The following is a 21045-nucleotide window of genomic DNA, read 5'->3' as shown; positions in this document are numbered from 1 at the left end:
TTTCTGAACTGAGATCAAAAAATGCCCGCATAAGCGGGCACTTAGAGAAAAATGAAGCAGGTTTATAGTAAAAAATTAGAAATTAATGCTCTGTTTTCTCACGATTAACTGCATGATCATCATGCTTTTGGTGGCGGTGATGACCATCAACCATGCTATGGAATGTTTGGGTGAAAGTATCACCTAAAGTACATAGATAGAAGTGAGCACAAATGAACATTAATGCCACAATACCTAAAACTAAGTGCGCTTTTAACATCCAATAACCATAACCGAGCACTTCAGGATAAAGACATAATAATCCTGTGATCAGCAGTAAAGGTACTAATCCAAACATTACGCCTAAATAAGCTAGTTGTTGTAATGGATTAAATTTATCTGTAGTTGTTGCAGCAAAAGGATGTGGTTCTCCTTTCATAATGCCATACAGATAAAAACGAGCTTGTTTAATACATCTGCCTATTAGGCCACTAAATCTAACTTTATAATGAATACCATTGTTAGTTGTTAGATTAATGATGATAAAGCCAATCCAAAATGCGATAAGAATAAAACCACATATTTTGTGTAGCAGCACCATTGATGTGACATTACCAATAGAGAAATGACCTAAAAACCCGCTGACCAGTAATAGGATAAATAGCAAGGCATTTCCCCAGTGCCAAAATCGAATTGCTTTAGAATAAAGATAAACACGCTCTTCTTCATAATGGCCCGTGTGTTTGGGGGCTAACGCATAACGAAGAAAACCATGAAGGACTAACACGGCTATCATTGCAACAACTAATAGGCCGGCAGCCATCAGCCATACAGGCCAATAATCGGGCGTATAATGGAGTTCTGCTCCCCAGATACTTGTCATGCTTTATCTCCCTGATGAATTTCTTTACGACGGAATAAACTTGGTTTTCCGACATTATCTAATTGATATTGATAAACAGATTTTTGTTTGATCCAAGCTTGAATTTCAGGTGAGTCAGCACGACCAAAGGCAAGAGCATCGGTTGGACATACTGAAACACAAGCGGGTAATTCACCTTCTGCTAATCGGGTATCAGAACAGAAATTACATTTATCAGCGATATGAGTCATTGGGTTGATATAACGAACATGGTAAGGGCAAGCGCCAACACAATAATCACAACCAATACAAAGCTCTTTTTTGACTTGTACGATACCATTTTCATCTATAAAAGAAGCGCCAGTAGGGCAAACAGACACACAAGGTGCATCTTCGCAATGTTGGCAAGAAACGCGAAAAAACTGATAGTGAGGATGTCCTGCGGCGTCATTATTGGGTCCTTGGATCTGAACCTGTAAACGACTAAATCCTTCAGGAATATCATTAATGACTTTACATGCAACGGTACAGGCTTGGCATCCAATACAACGTTTTTCATCATGTAACATAACATATTGTTTATTATTGCTATTCATAGGTATTTTTTTCCTTAAGCCCGACTAATTCTGACACCTGATGTATGAACATCAGTACCTGATACAGGACTAATTTCATGAGGTAATAAATTGCCGCAGTGAACGCCGGTTGTCGTCGCGGCTGTTTTCGCACCCGCTTTTGCGCCTGATCCCATATAAACAAATACAGTGTCAGGGCGTATGCCCTCAGTGATTAAGGCGTGAGCCTTTTCTTTACCTATGTTGTTTTCTAAAATGATTTCATCACCATGATTAATGCCATGATGTTTTGCTGTTTCAGGGTGTAGCCACACTGGATTTTCCCACATTAATTCGGCTAATAGCGGAACATATTGTGTCGCGCCATTAGTATGAACAGCGACTTTCCCTTGAATAAAATAGAGTTCATCTTTTTCTTTTAATGGGAAGTTATGAAAACGAGGAATACCGTAATTTTCTAAACGGCTTTCTAGTTCTTCGGAATAGATTTCAATTAAGCCACTTGGTGATTTAAAAGAGAGCGATTTTTCCATCATGTTGTTATTATCAACATGTTTAATGGCATCGGGATAAGTTTCAACAAAGGCTTTTACATAAGAAGGTTCACGTAGTAACAACGGAATACCGTAGGATAAATACCCTTTTTTATGAATTTCTTTATACAGATTTTCATCACCATTAACCTGATAAAGCTGACGAACACCCATATTTTCCCAAGGAAAATATTGAGCTAGTCCTAATTTTTTACCTAATTCCATCCAAATTAACCAGCTTGGTTTCGTATCACCAATAGGCTCAACAACTTGCTGACGCAATGCATAAGCTGGGTTTAAACTAGAAACGTCAGAAATTTCTTCGTCGCGCTCTAAATAAGTTGTTTCTGGTAATAAATAATCGGCATAAGCTGCACTTTCACTTAAATAAACATCACAACTAACAATTAAATCGAGTTTTTGAGCGGTTTTTTCTAATTCAGGGCGGCAACTCACTGTTTGGAATGGATTATGACGCGACATGATCCATGCTCTGGTTTGATATGGCACACCCTTTAAGGTTGAATCAATAATGGCCTGAACAATACCACCACCTTTATTAATATATTTAAATTGTGGTGCAGTGGCATCGATACGTTTTGCCGTAATTTCAGGCATTCCTTTAACGCTTGGTTTTGCTAATTCAGGTGCAACATTAATACCTGCTAATTTATTATATTTTGCTGCAGCTTTTTTCTGATACATTCCACCTTCACGTTCAATATTGCCAAGTAAGGCATTGAAGGTGAAGATCATTCTGCGCATATTAATTTCTTCTTTATTAAAAGTTGCGCGGTGGCCTGGCATAATTAATGCGTGAGGTGCTTTTGCAGCTATTTCACGAGCAATACGAATAATATCTTGAGCTGGAACATCAGAATGCGCTTGTGCCCATTCTGGCGTGGTGTCTTGTAATACTTCTTCTAATTGAGGAAAACCAACGGTGAACTTTTCAATAAAATCTTTATCGTAGAGATTTTCTTTAACTAATACATGACACATAGCCATAAGAACAGGTAAATCCCCACCTGGGCGAATAGCAAACCATTCATCTGCTTTACTTGAAACCACAGATAAACGAGGATCAAAACTGACTAATTTTGCACCGCGTTCTTGTGCGGTCATTAATTCATGGGTTTCTGCAACTTCAATGCCTTCATAAAGGTTATGACCAAAAGAAAGAATATACTTTGAATTTGCTAAATCCATTGAAAGATCGCCGCCCATCATTACAGATGCGGCAATAGCCTTACCAGCAGGACAGGTTGTTGCATGTGTAAAGGTATTTGGTGAACCAAATGCCGCGGCAAGATGGAAAAGGTGAGAAGAGAGTGAACCTGATTTAGATGAAAAAGAAATAGTCTCTGCGCCATAAGTTTGTTTTATGGTATTCATTTTCTCAGCTATTTCTTGATAAGCTTGTTCCCAACTAATAACTTCCCATTCACCAGCCCCTCTTGGGCCTTTACGTTTCATTGGTTTGACAATACGATTTGGATCGTTGACAAGGCTGACACCACTGCCGCCTCTTGCACATACACGACTACTTTGATGTTCTGCGTTTCGGTTCCCTTGAATAAAGACAGTCTTGTTGTTAACAACTTGTGCTTCTATCGGGCAGCGATAAGAACACATTTCACACAGACTTGGCGTTAATTTGGTTTGACCCTTAAGAGAATCTATAGGATTAAATGCAAGTGCACCGGGTGGTAAGCTACTAACGGTACAACCAACACATCCTATTCCCATCCCCTTAATGAAAGAACGACGACTAATACTCATATAACCTCCAGTTTCTTCTTATAGCTAAATATTATATACAAGCGGTTAAATAAATATTTGATGGCGTCTCCAATTTATTAATCGATAAGTGATAGGTTAGTTGTAAATAATAAATAGAAGAGAATAAGACGTTAATAAACGTAATAGAAATAATTAACAAAAATAGACAAAATTAAATGATAATTATTTTCTTCTACTGACCTTCTTAATAATAATTTATTGTGTGTGTCAGTAAAAACACCTTGTATAACAATAATTTTTTGTTCTTTATATTTCACTTACTTATGTTATTAATCTATTTTGCTAAAGTGTATTTTAAATATACTATTTATTATTTTTAAAAATTAATGAAAATAATATTCGGTATATAATTAATTATATATCGATGTGAGGTGTTGTTGTAATTGAGTTGTTATTTTAAATTAAACTTAATTGTTTTTTTCTCTCTATTTTAAATTCATTTCTTCCTTTATTTAATTTTATTAAAAATAGATAACTTGTTATTTTTTGTGTAAATACCAATATAATTTAAGCAATAAAAATACTTATCTTGGATAAAAAAATGCTTATAAAAAGCAATAAAATTGATATTTTTAACAAGACAATTTATAAATCATTATTCATTATGTTTAAATATTAATTAATGATGTTAATGGTTAATCCTGTGTATACTGATTGTCAAATAAAGACGTTTTTTACTAGGTCTTATTTAACAAGTAAGAAACTAATCGAGATTGTGAAGGAAAAGAATAAAGTGAAATGTTAAAAAATAGGGCTACTTAATGATACTGGCAATATATAAAGTAGCCGTGATTTTGAAATAGAAAGAAAAGAACTAGAGTAACATGACGAGTAATACAAGAATTAGTAGTAAAGGGTAGACTTTGGCATGCCAAAGGTCAGGAATGCGAGATAAAAACCGTTCTGATGTTTTTAAGCCAACCCAAGTGCTACAAATCAGAATTAGTGCAGCTTTAAGCCAGATATATCCCACAAAACCAGCTTCATTATTTAATGGTGCAGTAAAAGAGAGAGCGAGATAGGTTAATGTTGCAGTGAGTGCTAAAGGCAGTGTTAATGTGTTTGCCATTGCGGCTGATTGCATCATAGGTGTACCCCTACGACGTAATAAAGGAACCGTCATAACACTTCCGCCAACACCTAAAAATGCCGCAACAATACCAATTAAAGTACCTGTAATTGTCTCTTTTGTATTATGTCTATTTTTTATTATATGAGTTGGAGTTATAAAGCCAGGGCGCAAATAACAATCTAAAATAGTGATAATAAGATAGCCGATAAAGATCCACCTGATCCATTCTCCTTCTACTATTAAAGCAAGATATGCACCTAAAATTCCACCAAGAGCAATACCAATAAATAGAGTAGTAATAGATTTCCACTCTATTCTTCTTGCTTTATGGTGTTTAAGTGTCGTGATAGTTGCTGAGAACAACATAATAAGTGCAGAAGTCGCTACTGCGATTTGCATAGCATGTTCACCGGGCAGGCTATCAATTCCCCATAGAGTGAGAATAAGTGTATAAAGTAGGGGAACGGTGACAAACCCACCACCAAAACCAAATAACCAAGTTGTAATGCCTGAAATTAAACCAAACGAAATCAGCCAGAGTGTCATTCTAATTCTCCTGTTGAGTCAGGAGATTGATAATATACACTAAATTAGTGGCTGACCCACGTAATAAAGACAAGCTTATACGAATTTAGGACAATTTTAAGATATGCGTAACATTGATATTAATAGTGTGGATCATCTTCCCAGAGATATATTAGCATTAGGATCCGATTATCCTTACGATACATTACTTGAGACTCATCATCATCGCAGAGCGCAATTTCTTTATGCGCCAAACGGTGTAATGAAGGTAAAAACAGAAGATGGGCAGTGGATTGTATTACCTTATAGTGGGGTATGGATCCCCGCAGAAAAAGAGCACCAAGTATTAATGTTAGGAAGTAGTACTTATAGTCTTTATATTGAACCGAGTAAAGTACCTCGGAATTCAAATTGTTGTGAGGTGTTACAAGTATCGCCGTTATTTCATCAATTATTACTTTCTGCTAATCAACTACCGTTACTTTATGATTTAGAGGGACGAGATAGTGCGTTATTAACATTGTTATGTCATGAATTAATGTTAGCAAAGCCGCTTCCTTATTTTACTCCATTACCACAGCATAGGTTGTTAGATAAACTTTGCACGGCTTTTATGTCTCAACCTAATATTCATACCACGCCAGAAATGTGGGCTGAAAAACTGAATAAAAGCCTTCGTACTTTTACTCGTTTATTTCACAAAGAAACAGGGCTTTCTTTTCGCGTTTGGCGGCAAAAAGCATGTTTAATGTATGCATTAACGGCGTTAAAAAAAGGGTATTCAGTGACAGAAGTTGCATTAGAACTAGGATATGAAAATCCAAGTGCCTTTAGTGCGATGTTTAATAAAGAGATGGGGTATTCACCAAAGCTATTCTTGAAGCAGTTAAAACAGTTTTAGCTGATGTATTTGAGCATATTTTAACTCAAACTACAGCGTATAAAAAATCGGCAAAGTAAATTTCCTCCAATATCAGTGCGTTAAAACTTGATTAAAACAAGGTGAGGGAGGTAAAATACCCCTCGTACATTATTAGTACTATACCTATCTAAGTAGGTTCCCTTAGTTAAATGGATATAACGAGCCCCTCCTAAGGGCTAGTTACAGGTTCGATTCCTGTAGGGAACGCTCTGAATCCATTCGCATTAGTTCGCCCACGTTCGTAAAATCCCACAAAAACCAATACACACAGCAATTTCTTTTCCGTTGTAGTTCGCATTAGTTCGTTGACAACCGCCATCTTTATTGGGTAAATATTGGGTAAATTTTTTTACCCAGCGAGATTTTACCCAAAATGCTAACTGTAAAGCAGATATCATCATTTAAAGCAAAAGATAAACCGTATAGGGTTTCTGACGGTAACGGCCTTTATCTATTTATACCAGTAACTGGCGTCAAAGCTTGGCAAATGAGATATCAGTTTATGGGTAAAGAAAAGATATATTCTCTTGGTAAATTGTCAGAACTATCTCTGCAGGAAGCAAGAGAAAAAGTATTCGAATTAAAAAAAGAACTGGCAAAGGGAATTGATATCAATCAAGCCAAAAAAGAAGAAAGCAACAAAGATCTGTTTGTTGATGTTTTTAATGAATGGTTTGATTACAAAAAAGATACGTGGTCAGAAAAATACAGAAAAGAACTTCAATCTATGTTTTCATCCGACATCTTACCAATTTTAGGTAATTACAAAATGGATGATATCGCACCGACGTTGCTTCTAAAGGTAATAAGAAAGTTTGAAGAAAGGGGAGCAATGGAGAGAGCCAGCAAGGCTAGGCGTAGGTGTGGAGAAGTATTTAGATATGCAATTATTACAGGAAGGGCAAAGTACAACCCAGCACCTGATTTAGCTGATGCAGAAAAGGGATATAGAAAGAAACATTTCCCGTTCTTAACTAAAGAGCAGATCCCCGACTTCAATAAGTCGCTTCAATCTTTTACTGGTAGCATTATCAGTAAACTAGCCACTGAATTATTACAATATACAGCAGTAAGAACAAATGAAATGAGAAACCTATTGTGGTCTGATATAGATTTTGATGGAAAAACTATAAACATTAGACCTGAGGTAATGAAAAGTAGAAAGCCTCACATTGTTCCGATGTCAAAACAGGTTGAGTCGCTTTTGCTAAAAATGAGATCAATGACGGGTGATATATCAGATTTTGTTTTTGCCGGAAGGAGTGATAAAAGAAAGCCGATCAGCGAGAACTCTGTGTTAATGGTTATCAAACAAATCGGCTACGATGGCCTGGCGAGTGGTCACGGTTTCCGACATCAATTCAGTACAATATTGAATGAGCATGGCTTCAACCGTGACTTAATAGAAAGGCAGCTGGCGCATGTTGATAAAAGTACCATTCGTGGCGTTTATAATCATGCTGAGTATCTGGATAAAAGAAGGGAAATGATGCAGTGGTTCGCTGATTACATCGATGAGATATCACGATGACATCAACTTTCTTTTTAGCTCTAATACATCTGAATATAACCATCTTGACCTACCGTGTATCTTTGTTGATTCCGGTAGCTTTCCTTCTTTTATGCGATCATAAATAAATGTTTTCTTAAACCCAGTGTCTGACATAATAAATTTTAAATCGACTAGCGAGTCTGGTTGCAATCTATCCATCTTTCTCTTCCTTTTGTAATTTCCGTAGGTAATACGATAGAACCATCTTGTCCTGATAATTCATGTTATTTAAAGGCTTAAACTTTGGTGTGTATTTATTGAGGATTTTAGTTGTTAATTTGTCGTTGGGTATTCCGTGGCTTCTGAGTTCGATGAGGCATTCCTTTGCTATTTGCCTTCGTGCGTTTTCCATTGCTTGTGCATTCATAGTCTTTGCCTTTTATTACGCAAAGTGACCATATATGATTTACGACAGTTTTCTATTTCGACGGGATAAATATTCTTTCCTATCTTTATTTTGTGGCTAACGATTATTCCAGTTCGATTATATTTCTTTTTATGGGCTTCCAGTGCCTCATTAATAGCAATCCTTTCTGTGGGCGTGACTTCACCGCGAATTATTAATCTCATAATTCACCTACGCTATTTTCCATTCATTTAATATTTTATTGCCGATATTAATTAACTCATCTCTATCGACAGTATTAATTATCTTTCGTGGTTTGATATATGGTCGCCATATTAAAAGCATTGAGCCTTTATTATTACCATTAACTGGTTTGTTTGTTCCTGCATTAATAAAAGATATTCTTCCTCCTGTAATTAGTCTCGCTTCATCAACTGTTTCTAATGCAGAATTAAACCAACCGACAGAAGTATCAGCAGGAATTAACATCACGATAGGCTGTAATTGCTTTTTACATTGCTCGGCGGCTTTATTAATCCAAGGTTGAATATCTGAATAGGGAGGATTAATCCAAATAGCACCATAGCTTTCCCAGTCGCAATTTAACGAGTCGTCTTTTTCGGTTAGATAATAAGAACAGAGAGCATTATCTTTATCGGCAGCGGCATCTAAATAGAAACCAAATTCAGCGTCCAATGCTGTGAATAAAGGTAGGGGAGTTTGCCATCTATCACGCAATTCCTTTGGTGTATAGCTACCTCCGTAGTCAGCCTTCATTCTCCGCACCCTTCATAATCAAAAAGCAAGTCATAGCTGCGCGATAATAGTTTTTATCGTAAATTTCCAACTCACCTTTCCCTTCATCAAAATGATATGCACACCAACCAATATCGTTATCTATATAATTCATGCATATTTTATTCTCAATAATAATCGGCATTGCGTTAGCAGGGTTGTTGCAAGGGTCGAAAGGCGTTGCATCCATATCATCAAACAAAACTATTTCAGTGCGTTCATATGAAATTGTGTTTAATTTAAGATTCTCAGCAACCTTTTTATTAATCTCGAAGTCAGATAGTTCGGTGTATTTATTCATGAATAACCTCGCATTCAGTTCCTACTACAAATAAAAAAGTATCTCTGCGGTCGCCAAGATGAAATTGGTCGCCTTTAACCTCTATCATGTCACCATGCTTAGAGCCTAAAACAATTATGGGGTATTTTAGGCTGGCTAAAGATTTGTATCTTGCATTATTCAATAATTTAATTTTCATTTTATTTTCTCCATCTTATCCCAGTCTAATAAGGCAGCCACAGCGTTAAAGTTATCAACGTATTCGTTGTAAGTTCTACTACCTGGAGAACCTACCTCTTCGTAAAATCCTTTATGCCACTCCATAAAATAATATATTTTCCCTTGATAAGTGTTAGCTAATTCCTCTAGTAAATCCTTTGGTACTTTAATGCGCTTACTTCCCACGAATCACCTCTCCACAAACAACATCAACATTTCTCACTGACATTAAATATTCAGCACGTTTATTGCATTCCGATTGCGTGTATATATCTTCCGTTACAGGCACAGCGGAACCCTGTATTAGCATGAGTAATACATATCCGATTATTTGCATGGTTATTTAATTTTATATGTGTGCGCTACTTTGAATTTAGAATTTAAATTATTAGCTCTTTTTACTGCATCTGAATATTAAATAAATCCTTTTTCAATCAAATTTCCATTTAATGGAATAACTGGTTTGCCGTTAATTAGTTCGGCTTTGTATTTATCATTCATCTTTTATTTCCACCTCGTCGCTGATTAATATATCTTTGCATTCAATCAAAGCTGCTCTATAACCAGCCTCAAATGCCATGCGCCTAACGCCAATTAAATGACTATCAGGTGGCGCTACTGATGGGCTATAACCGTGAGACTTCTTAAACCAGACTTCAAATGCTTCTTCTAATATATCCATCATTCCACCTTTTTAGTTCTTCAATACCTAACTCTGTTAATTTCCATCCATCTTTAGGGTGAAGTTTAATAAGTCCTTTATTCTCCAGTGAGAAAATTGATATACTATTGCTTAACTGACCATATCCATTATCTACATTTTTTAATGTGCTAATTTGACGTTCTGTTAATTTCATCACTCCACCTTATTAGCTGAAAATACTGGGTCAAACTCACGCTCAACTTCAAACGTGCCAAGATATTGGTCGTCAATCCATAACATGAATAACAACGGCCATTTATCTTCCCACCCGTCACAGTCAGCGTGATGATATTCTGCACATTCTTCAATGCAAAATTCAAAGTCGTCATCATCAGCATTGAAGTTATGATCATCTGGTAATTCATATCGGAGGTTATTGGTAATTTCTGATGGGTCTTCATCTTTACTGTCAGCTATGTAAAACTGAACTATTGCCATTATTCATTCCTCTTATTGCATCCCTGCGAGTTAATCTTCCATAACAGAACCAAGGCTTCTCTGGCATTCACTGCAAAAAGCCGTCTTTTAGACTTCAACCTAACCCCATCCCACAGGTGAGTGTTATCTGCATCATCACCATTAAAACCATAAAAATAACTAGTGCTACCTGATGCTGTATGAATTACATAGAATGAATAATCATTACCGCAATGATGGCATGACGTAGCACCACTTTTTAATTTCATATCTATCTCCTGTTTGCATCCTTGCACTGAGTCCGTTAATTAATTACATGATTAACACGCCATTCCTTAGCGTGATATCATCAGGTGTAACGTCTAACTCCTTTGCTACTTCGTGTTTGAGTGATATATATCTATACACGAAATCAGGGTTCTTAATTTCTTCTTCGCTCACCTCTTTACCAATAAAACTAAATCGACCACTGAAGTATGACCCGTGTTGTGTGTAGTCGTCATTCAGTAAATATTCGATTGACTCCTCATCAATAGTTACCTTTTCCATATCAGTGCCAACAATCAACTTTGGCTCGTAATCAATACTCATGGTTATATCCTTTGGTTAAACGGGTAGGGTGGTTAGAAGGGTATTTTTTGATCATCCCAATCTTGAGGTGGTTCATTTTGTGGTGCTGGCTTCTGCGGTTGCTGTGGTTGACCCCATCCTTGCGACTGTGGATTCTGGCTTCCTGCCTGATTACCACCGTTACCGCCTAGCATCTGCATTGTTCCACCAATATTGACTACTACTTCCGTTGTGTGTCGGTCTTGCCCGCTTTGGTCTTGCCATTTTCTGGTTTGCAGAGAACCTTCGATATATACCTGACTTCCTTTTTTCAGATATTCACCTGCAATTTCGGCTAATTTTCCGAAGATGCATACTCGATGCCACTCAGTTTTCTCCTTCATCTCACCAGTCTGCTTATCACGCCACGATTCCGATGTGGCCAATGTGAGATTTGCAACAGCGCCACCTGATGGCATATAGCGGATTTCAGGGTCTTGCCCCAAGTGACCAATGAGAATACATTTATTCACGCCTTTAGTTGCCATTAAACAGCCTCCAACTCTGATTTCCTAATGTCATAAACTTCTTTCGCTTTTGCTTGTTCTGGTGTGTTATCAAGTAACTTCCATGTTTTACCAAACTCAGCCTTTAGTGTTTTTATATTGCTAATATTCATCGCATTTCCAGCGAACTCAGACAAAACAACATCAGGATTAAAGTTTCTTTCCTGCTGTTTATGCTCGTTACTATCCGCATCCTTCGAATCGTCAATTGCAAAAAGTCCATTTAAGCAGTACTTACGAGCATAAGAGCTAGTTGCCCCTGTTACCTGAGCGTCATCCATCCCTTTTTTTGACATTGGCTCCCTTGCCATCGCTGTCACGCTGTGAGAGTGCTCTCCATCCGTTAGAGTCGCAGTAGATTTGACATAAATTCTGTCGCCAACAGCAACCACATCATCCGTGATGCTTAAAACTAACCCATCTAGTAACGGCTTAACTGATTCCAGAATTCCTTCGCAACTCCTGTATGCGTAGTTACCGAATGAGTTATTTAGGTTCTTTGGGGCCTTTAAATTTTGCTGAATACCGGCTATCTTTTTGTAGAATTCTTTACTCATAATTACCTCCAATAAAAAACCGCCAAACTAGGCGGTTAATTGAAATGTCATACGTTTATGAATAGCTCTAACTCTATCTACATCTCCCTTGCAATACTCTGCTACAACTGAAATTTTGCCGTCCTTAACAAAATCCCAAACTTTACTACCGTCTATATCCTCGCCTGTTTCAGAGCCTTTAGCGTCCAAGCCAAGAACAGAGCAGAGCTTATCTAACGATACACGTCCATTATGACCAGCCCATACAGTCATCGTGTCGAATATAGCTTTATCCCATGGTCTAGCTCCGAAAGGGATCACTCTCGGAGGTTTAACTCCAAGAACAACAGCGCGTTGGAATAGGAATTTAAGATCAAACTCAGCTACGTTATGACCAATAAATACAGGTGGTATGTTTTTTGATGGGTCGTAATTTTCGTCAATTAGCTCAAATAAATCAGTGATGATTCTCTTTTCATTAGCTAGATAATCTTCCGCGTAGAAAGTTTTGGTTTCTCCGCCATTAATTGCTACGCCAATCACGCAAACATGACCCAAACCACCATCAAAACTTGTTTTTTTCCAGTTTTCTTCACCGACAATTTCACGATTTTCAGTTAGCCACGCATCAATTGATTCTTGCTTTTTGTAATTACCCGGAGCGGTTACATCATCTATGAATTGCTGTCTAACCACTGGGTCTTGTGATGGTATGGTTTCGATATCAATATAAATATTCATTACAGTTCCTTAATTAAATTCACCTTGAAAGTCTTTCATTGGTACTGGCAATCCCTGCCGTCCTAACACTTCCGTTTGGTACATAAATTCATCGTGTTCGCGTTTCTGCGATTCTTTACGCTTCCTGCGTAATTCTTCTAGCCATTGTTGATGCTGAGTCACGCAACCCTCCTGAAATACAACTCATTGAGTATCTTTGCGACTACCTCCCCTCGTCCTGAGAGATGAATAGCTGCTGCGAGTGACTTTGCGTCATACTGATTAATGATGTAATCAACGACTTCTGACGGTTCTGGTTGGTAATATTGAGTAAGTTCTCTGAATGATTCGGTTTCAATGCTGACATCGTTAAGATTCTGAAAGGCTATTTCCGTGCCATTATTTCGGTTTCTACTTGTCATATCTGCATAGGTGTAACGTATAGTCAGTGACATACTTTCCTCCCGTAAGCCATCTTCTGTAGTTGACTCGCCAACCGCCAGACATCCTTGTTATTAGTTGAGACGGCTATCCTTGCCGCCTGACGTGCGAGTTGTAAAAAAGGCGTAGTGATACGCACCGCCATGCAATCACGCATAGCGCTGTAATAGTTAGTTTTCATTGTTACCTCGCTAGGTGAGCGATAGGGTGGTTATCTGGTGTTTGTGTGGTGGGTTACTGCTGACCGAGGGTTTTAGAGTTTTGCTACAACTTCGTCATAATTGACTTCAAAGTCTTCGCAGGTTTCTTTCAAATCGTTAAAGTTAATTGCGTGATTTAAGGCGCTAACTTCATCCTGAGTTAACAGTCCGTCATGGCAATCACCAAATCCAACCGATAACAATTTACCTCCTAGTATCTCCGTGCCAGCATTTACAGTCGGCTCCTTGCCATCTTCATACTCAACTACGAATGTCATTTTCCCCACATATCACCCCCTAGCCTTTAACATCGCATCTGCCATGCGGTAGAATATTGCCGCATCTCGCTCCAGACACTCATCTTCACGACCATGGGGGAAATCCCAGTAGTCGAATCTGTCCGCAGCCCAGTGACCTTGCATACATTGAGCTGCGAAATAGTCTCGCAACGTCATACCTTCCTGCGCTACAAATTGCATATCTGGATGCCCGCTTGCTGGAAAAGCCGCTCCACCTGTTTTATCTGCCATACCCCCTCCGTTATTAACTAAACACGATGCTAGTTATCGTATTTCACGCCACAGAAAGGGCAGTGAGACATTTTTACTTTTGTGTCCAATCGGGTTAGGTTTTTCGCCATTTCACCGTTTTTCTTTTTTGCTCGGTAGGCGAATTTAAAATTAAGCATCACAAGAGTTCTTCCAAATGTGAAATCAATAACTTGGTTATCCCATCCGGTTTCACTGTTAGATATTTCGCCACCCTCACTTACACGGGCTGTAAACTTCTCTTTTAACTCTTTCTCTACATGATTTAAACAGTCACACATATCTCTATCTCCTATCTATTAATCACCAAGCCATTCAAGATGTTGCAATTCCTGAATAACTCGTTCGTCTGTTGGCTCTCTGTTCTCTTTATTGCATTCCTTGCAATTGGTTGCTGCTACTGGTTGACCCATGCAGCCACATTCACGACCAGAACAACAGGAAATAAACTCAATGCCATCTTGGCAATATTTGTTGCTACATTTCATTGCAACTCCTATCTATTAATCAACTCACCACAGCCCACAGAATGGGCTGTAATTAGTTAACTTGTGCCTGCTTTTAACCACGTCAGGCGAGGTGGTTCCTTACTTTCCACAGTCAAGGAAAATTGATATATTGGTTATTCCACAGTCAATATAAGGAATGATTTAAATGGCTATGTTTATAGTGAGAGTAGAATTACCTGATGCTAATTATTCAGACTATCAGGATCTATATGATTTAATGGAAAGCTACGGATTTTCAAAGCAAATAACTGGTGATAATGGTGTAGTATACGATCTCCCTGATGCTGAATATTACTGCAATGGAGATTATGATATTGAAGCTGTAAGTAGCACAGCCTTCCAAGTAGCCCAATCAGTTAGAGCTAATGCTAAAGTTCTTGTAACTGAAACTGAAAGAATTAGATGGACGGGGCTTGTTTACTACTAAAGTCACAACCAATAGAACCACTACCACACATTTCAGGTTTTGGTTCTTCACTCTCCAAGGTCACAAATGCCTTTCTAACTCCATGACCTAATTCTAAAATATCATCACGAGTTAATTTAAAATTGCGTCGATAACTATCAACTAGCATGGCTGATAGAACCGCACGAGCCGATTCTTGAGATGCTTCTGTTAAATCTTCAAATTTCATCTTACTTCTCCTATTTATCTCGCCGTAACCCCGAACTCGCACGGCTTATCTTTAAGTTTTAATGTTTTACGTGTATCTGGTGCTGATTTAAGACTCAACACCAAACTTGCCAGCACATCTGTTTCATCGACTGGCTTAATGATCGAATCCCATATTTCCTCAGTAGTGCGACCGCGCTTAGCTTCTTCTAAAGCTTTACGAGCCATTAATTCACCTCTAGCGATATAACGGCGCATCTTTGAATTTGTCTTACCAGTACGCGGTAAGTAAGTAATCTGTTGCATGGTTTACCCTCGGTTAGTAAGTATTGGTGATTGGTGGTAGGTACTGAACTCCTACTTAGACTATTTCCAGTGTTAGCTGCCACTCCATCAGGAGGATACACGTCATGATTTTCACTGGATTTATTGGGTAACTGTGCTTTCCAGCTATTTACGCAGCTTGTCTTACAATGCACACTTCTGCTTTACCCATCTGAACCCGCTAAGTTCCGCTAATCAGCCTTAGCACTCACCAATCCCAATACTCACTTGGAGTTTTGAAACTTTCCCACAATGGCGGGAGTTAATTTGTAAAAGAGCGAACATCCTGTTTATCTATGGCTCCTTGCCTTCGATGAGTTATATATTGAACTATAAGTACGGATTAATCAAGACCAAAAGTACGAATAATTTATTCAATTACGAACTATTAGTTCTATTTTCTTGAATTTGAAAGGAATTTATTTTCAAAAAAATCTCAGATTGGAATGCAGATCACTTCTTTGGAGGGGATGGGGTACAAAAAAGCCCTCGCGGTGAGGGCTGGGGTTATCTATGTTTTGTTAAGTCTATAAGAGGCTTAAGGCTTTCTACTATCTGCTGTCTTACATCGTCTTCTAAAGTTGGTTTGTGATACTTATCCCACTTAATCATTGATACAGCATCACAAAACTCCTTATAAGCCACTATCAGTTTTTCTCTTTCCTTTTCTTTCATATGGATAGAAAGATTTAATATTTCTTTTTCATTAACTAAAGAACGGTGAACACATAGCCCTAAATCTAGATCTTTCTTGGCTTTAATGAGCCTTATGTAGATAGGGTCTGCAACTGAATTAAACTCTTTGCGCAGGTCGTTGCGTCTGTTCGAATAAACACCAATAAAGTATGATGCAATTATTGCAATGATTGATATAATCCTTTCAGTATTTGCAATAATCCACTTAACTATTTCATCCACTATCGAGGTTCCTATGCCTAACTTGGAAGCCAAAATCATTGAATTAGAAAAGGCGAATGCAGTATTACAAAGCCAGTATGGAAACCTATTGGCTATTTGCATTGGACTTATCGTAGTTATGTTTATAGCCATCTATCGGTTAAAATAAGATTATTAAAACGTGTCGTCAGGCCATTGTGTTACACAAATCGCATCATCATCTGAACTACAACACCAATAATTTTACAGTTACCATTTATAGTAATGGCGGGATAGGCTGGGTTTAACGCTTTAAGATATTTAGCTCCATCCAAAACAAGTTTTTTGAATGTTGCTTCATTCGTATCAGTAAGCTTGGCTATCACCAAACTCCCATTTATAGGTTCTCTACCAGTATCGACTAAAACTAGACATCCCTCTGGGATGCTTACGCCCATAGGGGCTGTCATTGAGTCACCTTCAACCTTCAACCAAAAAGCGGAACCTTGAACAGCCACCTCTGATTCGTACCACTCATCGATCTCACTCAACGTATATGGCTCACAAGCTTCAGTCCAATTACCCGCCTGAACAAAGCTAATAACAGGGTACTTAGGAGCTGGTCGATAAGGTCTTGGGTTACTTACATTGGCGTTATTTACATTTTCATTACCATGCTGCAACCAAATAACATCGCATTTTAAGAATTTCGCCAACGCATTCATTTTATCTTGCCGCGGTAAAGACTCCCCATTAAACCATTTACTAACAGCCTTAGATGAGACACCAAGGGCTTTGACTATCTCAGCCCCTCTGCCGTGTTCATTTAATCCCGCATCTTTACAGGCCTGTGCTAGCCTTCGGGAAAAATCATTCCGCACTTTTTCTGCTTGTACCATGAGTTCAATTATAAACTTCTTGCAAAAGACTTTCAGTACGGAGATAATGTGTACTGAAAGTACGATAATGGAGATTTTTATGGATGATTTACGTAAGCCAATTACTGACATTGGCGTTGCAAAAGTAGCAAAAGCATGTGGAGTAAGTGAGAGAGCGGTTTACAAATGGATTAACAATGGTTTTCTACCAAAAACAGAATTCTTTGGAAAAACCAATTATGCAAAAACAATCCAATCCCTATCAAAAGGGAAAGTAAAAGCTGAATACTTACTATCAGTTAGCCAGAAAAAATTACTTGCTGCTTAGTTTTAATCGCTCTTTTAACAATCTAGGTTCCGCCACTGTGGAACATATCAATACCAGCTCGTATGGAATGAGCCACGGATCATTACTGCTGTTCTCTAACGGGAAGTAATCTAAGAAGGAATTTAACAAATGGAATACGGAAACACATGCAAAACAGTTCGTGACAAACGAGCTATTGAATTTAGAACACGTCATTTAGTTAGTAACGCACTTCAAATATTACGTGATGGTGATCAGCGAGAAATTGCACAAGCCACATCACGCTCAGACTCGACTATCTCAAGAAGAATTCAATCTATTGATGGTGTATGCGAAATGCTTGCTACACGTCGTGTGGTTGGTTTTGTAAGGGAAGGCGAGAAAGTTATCAGGGAATCAGACTACAAACTCTATTTAGAAAATATGGCTGAACTATCGAGATTAAAACTTCAAGTTCATGCATATGAAAAAGCCTCAATTGCGGGAACAACTGAGGCCTTTAGAGAAGAACAATTAGGGCTGTTCAACTAACAAATACACTGTATCAATAACCAGTATTAAAGGGAAGCTGATTTTGAGCTTTCCTTTTGCTGATACAGCTTATGAATAAGGGAATTATACCATGAAACAACGATTTAATCATAGTGCTGTGCATAAAAACAACGCTAGAGTTCGTGAATATCGTTTAGTAACTAAAGATGGTGTTAAGCGTCTCAGAGAAATACTCGAGGATGCAAAAATACGCACTGAACATCGTCAGCAGGTACTAGGAGGTGAGGGCGATGAATAGTAATGTTGCATACGCTGACTTTGGTAATCAACGACGGCAAGAGAGGTCAACAGTGGCAAATCTTGAAGATGGTTACACAAGAATAGCCAACGACCTATTTGAAGCTGTTATGTGTGCAGATTTAACAGCAAGACAACTAAAAGTCGTTATGGCGATCATCAGAAAGACATACGGCTTCGGCAAAAAGTTAGACCGTATTACAAACACTCAAATAGCTGAAATGACAGGTATTCATCATACTCATGTTTGCAAAGCGAAGAATGAAATGATTGCTATGAATATTGTTATTTCATCAGGTAATAAAATTGGAATTAACAAAGATTTTACTGAGTGGAATTTCAATATTAGCCAAGTTAGCGAAACATTAGCTAAGTCAGCTAATAAAACATTAGCTAAAACGGCTAATTCACATAAGCCAAGTCAGCTAAACACAAAAGAAACTATTACAAAAGAAAAGAAAGAAAGTAATACACCCCTTACCCCTCACGAGGTGAAAGGGGGAGAATCGGTAAAACCTACCAAGAGAAAATCAACTCCAATTAACTACGATGAATATCTCAATGCCTACAACGAGGAAGTTGGTGACAGACTACCTCATGCTGTGGAAGCTAACGAGAAACGTAAAACACGGATCAGGAAGATAATCAAAAACCTTGCAACGGCAAATGTTGATGGTTGGAGAGCTTACGTTAGAGCCTTTGTGCGGATGGCTAAGCCATTTTATTTTGGTGAAAACGACACAGGCTGGACGGCTGATATTGATTATCTGCTAAGAGAAACAACGTTGACGGGTGTTCGAGAAGGTAAATTTGCTGACAGGGGGTTTTAAGTGATCAATACGGAATTTGAAGCAAGTGTTATTGGCGGTTTGTTAATTTCAGGGTTAACACCTGATGCCTCGGATGTTTTGGCCACTTTAGAGCCTGAATCATTTTCAGTTAGGTTCTATCGAGAAGCCTATCAAGTTATTCAAAAACAAGCCAAGTCTCGCGGTGTCATCGATATGATGATGGTTGCTGAAGGAATGGGAAGTGAACACCTAGCAAACATCATTCAAACAGCCAAGGATTGCCCTAGCGCAGCCAATCTAAAAGGCTATGCCAAGATGGTGACCGATAATCATAACCGTAGAGCTATGATCCAGTTAATGGATTCTGTGCGTGGTGTGATTGAGAACGGAACTATTGAGCAAGCCAGTGAGGCAATGGAAAGTTTTCTTGCTCAGGCATCTGATATGCATTCTTCGAAAGGTGATATCGCACCAGTCCATGTGTCATCGTTAATCGAAGATTACACGGAAGTTTTACAAGAACGTGTTAACAAAGGCGAGGAGTCGGACACACTAAAAACGGGGATCCGCGAATTAGATGAAATTATGGGAGGCATCAACCCTGTTGATTTAGTCATTATCGCCGCTAGACCAGGAATGGGTAAAACAGAAATCGCGCTGAAAATTACAGAAGGTGTTGCCTCTCAAAATGTTATCGGATCTGACACCAAGAAAGGCGTTTTAATTTTCTCGATGGAAATGGACTCTCAGCAAATCGTAGAGCGTCAGATTGCAGGATCCGCAAATCTATCTGTTAGCGCATTGAGAAACCCATCTCGTATGAGTGACGAAGATTGGGGAAGGGTATCTATGGGTGCAGGTAATTTACTTGGTCTGAATGTCTGGGTTGTCGATGCCAGCAAATTAACCGTTGAACAAATCACTGCAATTTCAACAAGACACAAGAAGCGTCATCCCGAATTATCGTTGATCATGGTCGATTACTTAGGGTTGATTGAGAAACCTCGCGCAGAGCGTAACGACTTGGCTATTGCTCATATTTCAGCAACGTTGAAAGGGCTAGCTAAAAACATCAGAACGCCTGTTATTTCACTAAGTCAGCTATCTCGTGATGTTGAAAAGAGACCGAACAAACGACCTACCAATGCGGATTTAAGAGACTCAGGAAGTGTAGAGCAAGATGCAGATAGCATCATCATGCTTTACCGTGATGCGGTCTATAATGAGAACTCCCCCGCAGCAGCTTACGCAGAAATAATTGTGACAAAAAACCGATTTGGGAAATTGGGTACAGTTTATCAATTGTTCAAAAATGGTCACTTTCTTGACACCGATCAGGCGCAAGCATCTAGCATTTGTCAACAAAGTAGCAGACCACAACAACGCCGATTCCAAGGTGCCAACGTTTAACACGCAAGAGGATTTTTAGATGAACTTATTAAAAAGCACTGTCACCAAGGTATTAGGTGATCCGGTTCGTCACACTTACAAATCGGATGATGGAACAGAAAATGAATATTACCTAACGCCAGTTGAGTGTGATTGCTGGGGTGATATTTCAAACACAAAAGTAATGACTAATACCTTAGAGCAAGCCAAGGCAATTAAAGTCGGCTATGAGTGGGAATCGTGAGGATTTTTAGATGAAAGGAATATTGTTTCACAAGGGTTATGACTATTCAGCATCCAATGAGTGTTTTAAAAACTATGAATTACTACTCGATAAGCAGCAATCACGAGAAGTAAAACTATTCTATTTTGATGGCGCCAAACCAAAAAGCAAGACGCACAATTTGGATCGAAAACTTAATCGAT

The 21045-nt window shown here is 38.4% G+C and carries 37 protein-coding genes and 1 tRNA gene; 10 read left to right on the top strand and 28 right to left on the bottom strand.

Features of this window, described 5'->3' with window-relative positions:
- Positions 1-82: 82 nt before the first annotated feature.
- The 4 genes from phsC to PH4a_RS01200 all read right to left on the bottom strand — a co-directional run bounded on the left by phsC (position 83) and on the right by PH4a_RS01200 (position 5370).
- Positions 83-862 carry a thiosulfate reductase cytochrome B subunit gene (phsC, locus tag PH4a_RS01215; protein ID WP_129037168.1) on the bottom strand — a complete coding sequence of 260 codons (780 nt, stop codon included), beginning with the start codon at positions 860-862 and terminating at the stop codon, positions 83-85.
- Complete coding sequence (locus tag PH4a_RS01210; protein WP_129037166.1) at positions 859-1437, bottom strand: 4Fe-4S dicluster domain-containing protein; 579 nt, start codon at positions 1435-1437, stop codon at positions 859-861. Before PH4a_RS01210 ends, phsC begins: the two co-directional genes overlap by 4 nt.
- Positions 1438-1451: 14 nt before the next feature.
- The gene (gene phsA / locus PH4a_RS01205; protein ID WP_129037164.1) at positions 1452-3731 is read right to left on the bottom strand and encodes a thiosulfate reductase PhsA; all 2280 of its coding nucleotides are present in this window, start codon (positions 3729-3731) and stop codon (positions 1452-1454) included.
- Positions 3732-4566: 835 nt separating this feature from the next.
- The gene (locus PH4a_RS01200; RefSeq protein ID WP_129037162.1) at positions 4567-5370 is read right to left on the bottom strand and encodes a sulfite exporter TauE/SafE family protein; all 804 of its coding nucleotides are present in this window, start codon (positions 5368-5370) and stop codon (positions 4567-4569) included.
- A gap of 103 nt (positions 5371-5473) precedes the next feature.
- Here PH4a_RS01200 and PH4a_RS01195 point away from each other — a divergent pair, with 103 nt between their 5' ends.
- The 3 genes from PH4a_RS01195 to PH4a_RS01185 all read left to right on the top strand — a co-directional run bounded on the left by PH4a_RS01195 (position 5474) and on the right by PH4a_RS01185 (position 7802).
- Positions 5474-6250: an AraC family transcriptional regulator gene (locus tag PH4a_RS01195; protein ID WP_129037160.1), complete on the top strand. Its 777-nt coding sequence runs from the start codon at positions 5474-5476 to the stop codon at positions 6248-6250.
- Positions 6251-6406: 156 nt separating this feature from the next.
- Positions 6407-6478: transfer RNA gene (locus PH4a_RS01190), tRNA-Arg, on the top strand.
- Between the two features lie 166 nt (positions 6479-6644).
- On the top strand, positions 6645-7802 hold the full coding sequence (locus PH4a_RS01185) for a tyrosine-type recombinase/integrase (protein WP_129037158.1): 1158 nt from the start codon (positions 6645-6647) through the stop codon (positions 7800-7802).
- On the opposite strand, the gene PH4a_RS18205 is transcribed toward PH4a_RS01185, so the two are convergent.
- From PH4a_RS18205 to PH4a_RS01090, 20 genes are all read right to left on the bottom strand, one after another.
- Entirely contained in the window at positions 7794-7982 is a 189-nt protein-coding gene (locus tag PH4a_RS18205) for a helix-turn-helix transcriptional regulator (protein WP_129037156.1), read from the bottom strand. The two genes, PH4a_RS01185 and PH4a_RS18205, sit on opposite strands and share 9 nt — an antisense overlap.
- A gap of 204 nt (positions 7983-8186) precedes the next feature.
- Positions 8187-8393: a DUF4060 family protein gene (locus PH4a_RS01175; protein ID WP_069367891.1), complete on the bottom strand. Its 207-nt coding sequence runs from the start codon at positions 8391-8393 to the stop codon at positions 8187-8189.
- Between the two features lie 7 nt (positions 8394-8400).
- The gene (locus tag PH4a_RS01170) at positions 8401-8946 is read right to left on the bottom strand and encodes a phage N-6-adenine-methyltransferase (protein ID WP_129037154.1); all 546 of its coding nucleotides are present in this window, start codon (positions 8944-8946) and stop codon (positions 8401-8403) included.
- Positions 8936-9265: a phage protein NinX family protein gene (locus tag PH4a_RS01165; protein ID WP_129037152.1), complete on the bottom strand. Its 330-nt coding sequence runs from the start codon at positions 9263-9265 to the stop codon at positions 8936-8938. Before PH4a_RS01165 ends, PH4a_RS01170 begins: the two co-directional genes overlap by 11 nt.
- On the bottom strand, positions 9258-9443 hold the full coding sequence (locus tag PH4a_RS01160) for a hypothetical protein (RefSeq protein ID WP_129037150.1): 186 nt from the start codon (positions 9441-9443) through the stop codon (positions 9258-9260). Before PH4a_RS01160 ends, PH4a_RS01165 begins: the two co-directional genes overlap by 8 nt.
- A complete protein-coding gene (locus tag PH4a_RS01155) occupies positions 9440-9649 on the bottom strand; it encodes a hypothetical protein (protein WP_129037148.1) in 210 nt (69 codons plus the stop codon). Before PH4a_RS01155 ends, PH4a_RS01160 begins: the two co-directional genes overlap by 4 nt.
- A 307-nt stretch (positions 9650-9956) precedes the next feature.
- On the bottom strand, positions 9957-10148 hold the full coding sequence (locus PH4a_RS01150) for a hypothetical protein (protein WP_129037146.1): 192 nt from the start codon (positions 10146-10148) through the stop codon (positions 9957-9959).
- Positions 10120-10320: a hypothetical protein gene (locus tag PH4a_RS01145; protein WP_129037144.1), complete on the bottom strand. Its 201-nt coding sequence runs from the start codon at positions 10318-10320 to the stop codon at positions 10120-10122. The genes PH4a_RS01150 and PH4a_RS01145 overlap by 29 nt, the downstream gene beginning before the upstream one ends.
- On the bottom strand, positions 10320-10604 hold the full coding sequence (locus PH4a_RS01140; RefSeq protein ID WP_129037142.1) for a hypothetical protein: 285 nt from the start codon (positions 10602-10604) through the stop codon (positions 10320-10322). The genes PH4a_RS01145 and PH4a_RS01140 overlap by 1 nt, the downstream gene beginning before the upstream one ends.
- Positions 10604-10852, bottom strand: coding sequence for a hypothetical protein (locus PH4a_RS01135; RefSeq protein WP_129037140.1), 249 nt, complete (start codon positions 10850-10852; stop codon positions 10604-10606). Before PH4a_RS01135 ends, PH4a_RS01140 begins: the two co-directional genes overlap by 1 nt.
- Positions 10853-10895: 43 nt before the next feature.
- The gene (locus PH4a_RS01130) at positions 10896-11174 is read right to left on the bottom strand and encodes a hypothetical protein (protein WP_129037138.1); all 279 of its coding nucleotides are present in this window, start codon (positions 11172-11174) and stop codon (positions 10896-10898) included.
- Between the two features lie 32 nt (positions 11175-11206).
- Entirely contained in the window at positions 11207-11680 is a 474-nt protein-coding gene (locus PH4a_RS01125; RefSeq protein WP_129037136.1) for a single-stranded DNA-binding protein, read from the bottom strand.
- Entirely contained in the window at positions 11680-12255 is a 576-nt protein-coding gene (locus PH4a_RS01120) for an ERF family protein (protein ID WP_129037134.1), read from the bottom strand. The genes PH4a_RS01125 and PH4a_RS01120 overlap by 1 nt, the downstream gene beginning before the upstream one ends.
- A 27-nt stretch (positions 12256-12282) precedes the next feature.
- The gene (locus tag PH4a_RS01115) at positions 12283-12975 is read right to left on the bottom strand and encodes a 3'-5' exonuclease family protein (RefSeq protein WP_129037132.1); all 693 of its coding nucleotides are present in this window, start codon (positions 12973-12975) and stop codon (positions 12283-12285) included.
- Between the two features lie 9 nt (positions 12976-12984).
- The gene (locus PH4a_RS18105) at positions 12985-13137 is read right to left on the bottom strand and encodes a hypothetical protein (RefSeq protein WP_164971517.1); all 153 of its coding nucleotides are present in this window, start codon (positions 13135-13137) and stop codon (positions 12985-12987) included.
- The gene (locus PH4a_RS01110) at positions 13134-13409 is read right to left on the bottom strand and encodes a hypothetical protein (protein ID WP_129037130.1); all 276 of its coding nucleotides are present in this window, start codon (positions 13407-13409) and stop codon (positions 13134-13136) included. Before PH4a_RS01110 ends, PH4a_RS18105 begins: the two co-directional genes overlap by 4 nt.
- A 239-nt stretch (positions 13410-13648) precedes the next feature.
- A complete protein-coding gene (locus tag PH4a_RS01105) occupies positions 13649-13882 on the bottom strand; it encodes a hypothetical protein (RefSeq protein ID WP_129037128.1) in 234 nt (77 codons plus the stop codon).
- Positions 13883-13885: 3 nt separating this feature from the next.
- Positions 13886-14125, bottom strand: a complete 240-nt coding sequence (locus PH4a_RS01100) for a hypothetical protein (protein ID WP_244212916.1) — start codon at positions 14123-14125, stop codon at positions 13886-13888.
- Between the two features lie 29 nt (positions 14126-14154).
- Complete coding sequence (locus PH4a_RS01095; RefSeq protein ID WP_129037126.1) at positions 14155-14424, bottom strand: hypothetical protein; 270 nt, start codon at positions 14422-14424, stop codon at positions 14155-14157.
- Between the two features lie 18 nt (positions 14425-14442).
- Positions 14443-14631 carry a hypothetical protein gene (locus tag PH4a_RS01090; RefSeq protein WP_129037124.1) on the bottom strand — a complete coding sequence of 63 codons (189 nt, stop codon included), beginning with the start codon at positions 14629-14631 and terminating at the stop codon, positions 14443-14445.
- A gap of 166 nt (positions 14632-14797) precedes the next feature.
- On the opposite strand from PH4a_RS01090, the gene PH4a_RS01085 reads away from it, so the two are divergent.
- Positions 14798-15079, top strand: a complete 282-nt coding sequence (locus PH4a_RS01085; protein WP_129037122.1) for a DUF2622 domain-containing protein — start codon at positions 14798-14800, stop codon at positions 15077-15079.
- On the opposite strand, the gene PH4a_RS01080 is transcribed toward PH4a_RS01085, so the two are convergent.
- The 4 genes from PH4a_RS01080 to PH4a_RS01065 form a co-directional block, all read right to left on the bottom strand.
- Positions 15051-15287: a hypothetical protein gene (locus PH4a_RS01080; protein WP_129037120.1), complete on the bottom strand. Its 237-nt coding sequence runs from the start codon at positions 15285-15287 to the stop codon at positions 15051-15053. The two genes, PH4a_RS01085 and PH4a_RS01080, sit on opposite strands and share 29 nt — an antisense overlap.
- A 14-nt stretch (positions 15288-15301) precedes the next feature.
- The gene (locus PH4a_RS01075; RefSeq protein ID WP_129037118.1) at positions 15302-15571 is read right to left on the bottom strand and encodes a hypothetical protein; all 270 of its coding nucleotides are present in this window, start codon (positions 15569-15571) and stop codon (positions 15302-15304) included.
- Between the two features lie 525 nt (positions 15572-16096).
- Complete coding sequence (locus PH4a_RS01070; RefSeq protein ID WP_129037116.1) at positions 16097-16507, bottom strand: hypothetical protein; 411 nt, start codon at positions 16505-16507, stop codon at positions 16097-16099.
- A gap of 179 nt (positions 16508-16686) precedes the next feature.
- Positions 16687-17364, bottom strand: a complete 678-nt coding sequence (locus PH4a_RS01065; RefSeq protein ID WP_129037114.1) for a LexA family protein — start codon at positions 17362-17364, stop codon at positions 16687-16689.
- A gap of 79 nt (positions 17365-17443) precedes the next feature.
- Between PH4a_RS01065 and PH4a_RS01060 the strand changes: the two genes are divergently transcribed.
- The 6 genes from PH4a_RS01060 (at position 17444) to PH4a_RS01040 (ending at position 20863) form a co-directional block, all read left to right on the top strand.
- On the top strand, positions 17444-17671 hold the full coding sequence (locus tag PH4a_RS01060; RefSeq protein ID WP_129037112.1) for a helix-turn-helix domain-containing protein: 228 nt from the start codon (positions 17444-17446) through the stop codon (positions 17669-17671).
- Between the two features lie 129 nt (positions 17672-17800).
- Positions 17801-18181, top strand: coding sequence for a hypothetical protein (locus PH4a_RS01055; protein WP_129037109.1), 381 nt, complete (start codon positions 17801-17803; stop codon positions 18179-18181).
- A 91-nt stretch (positions 18182-18272) separates the two neighbouring features.
- Complete coding sequence (locus PH4a_RS18100) at positions 18273-18440, top strand: hypothetical protein (RefSeq protein ID WP_164971516.1); 168 nt, start codon at positions 18273-18275, stop codon at positions 18438-18440.
- On the top strand, positions 18433-19269 hold the full coding sequence (locus tag PH4a_RS01050) for a replication protein (protein WP_049257590.1): 837 nt from the start codon (positions 18433-18435) through the stop codon (positions 19267-19269). Before PH4a_RS18100 ends, PH4a_RS01050 begins: the two co-directional genes overlap by 8 nt.
- A 3-nt stretch (positions 19270-19272) precedes the next feature.
- The gene (locus PH4a_RS01045) at positions 19273-20640 is read left to right on the top strand and encodes a replicative DNA helicase (protein WP_088207255.1); all 1368 of its coding nucleotides are present in this window, start codon (positions 19273-19275) and stop codon (positions 20638-20640) included.
- A gap of 19 nt (positions 20641-20659) precedes the next feature.
- Complete coding sequence (locus tag PH4a_RS01040) at positions 20660-20863, top strand: hypothetical protein (protein WP_123822269.1); 204 nt, start codon at positions 20660-20662, stop codon at positions 20861-20863.
- Positions 20864-21045: the final 182 nt, after the last annotated feature.

Source organism: Proteus hauseri (assembly GCF_004116975.1).
Lineage (GTDB): Bacteria > Pseudomonadota > Gammaproteobacteria > Enterobacterales > Enterobacteriaceae > Proteus > Proteus hauseri.
Note: the sequence above shows the minus strand (reverse complement) of the source record. Positions and strands in the feature narration are given on the sequence as shown.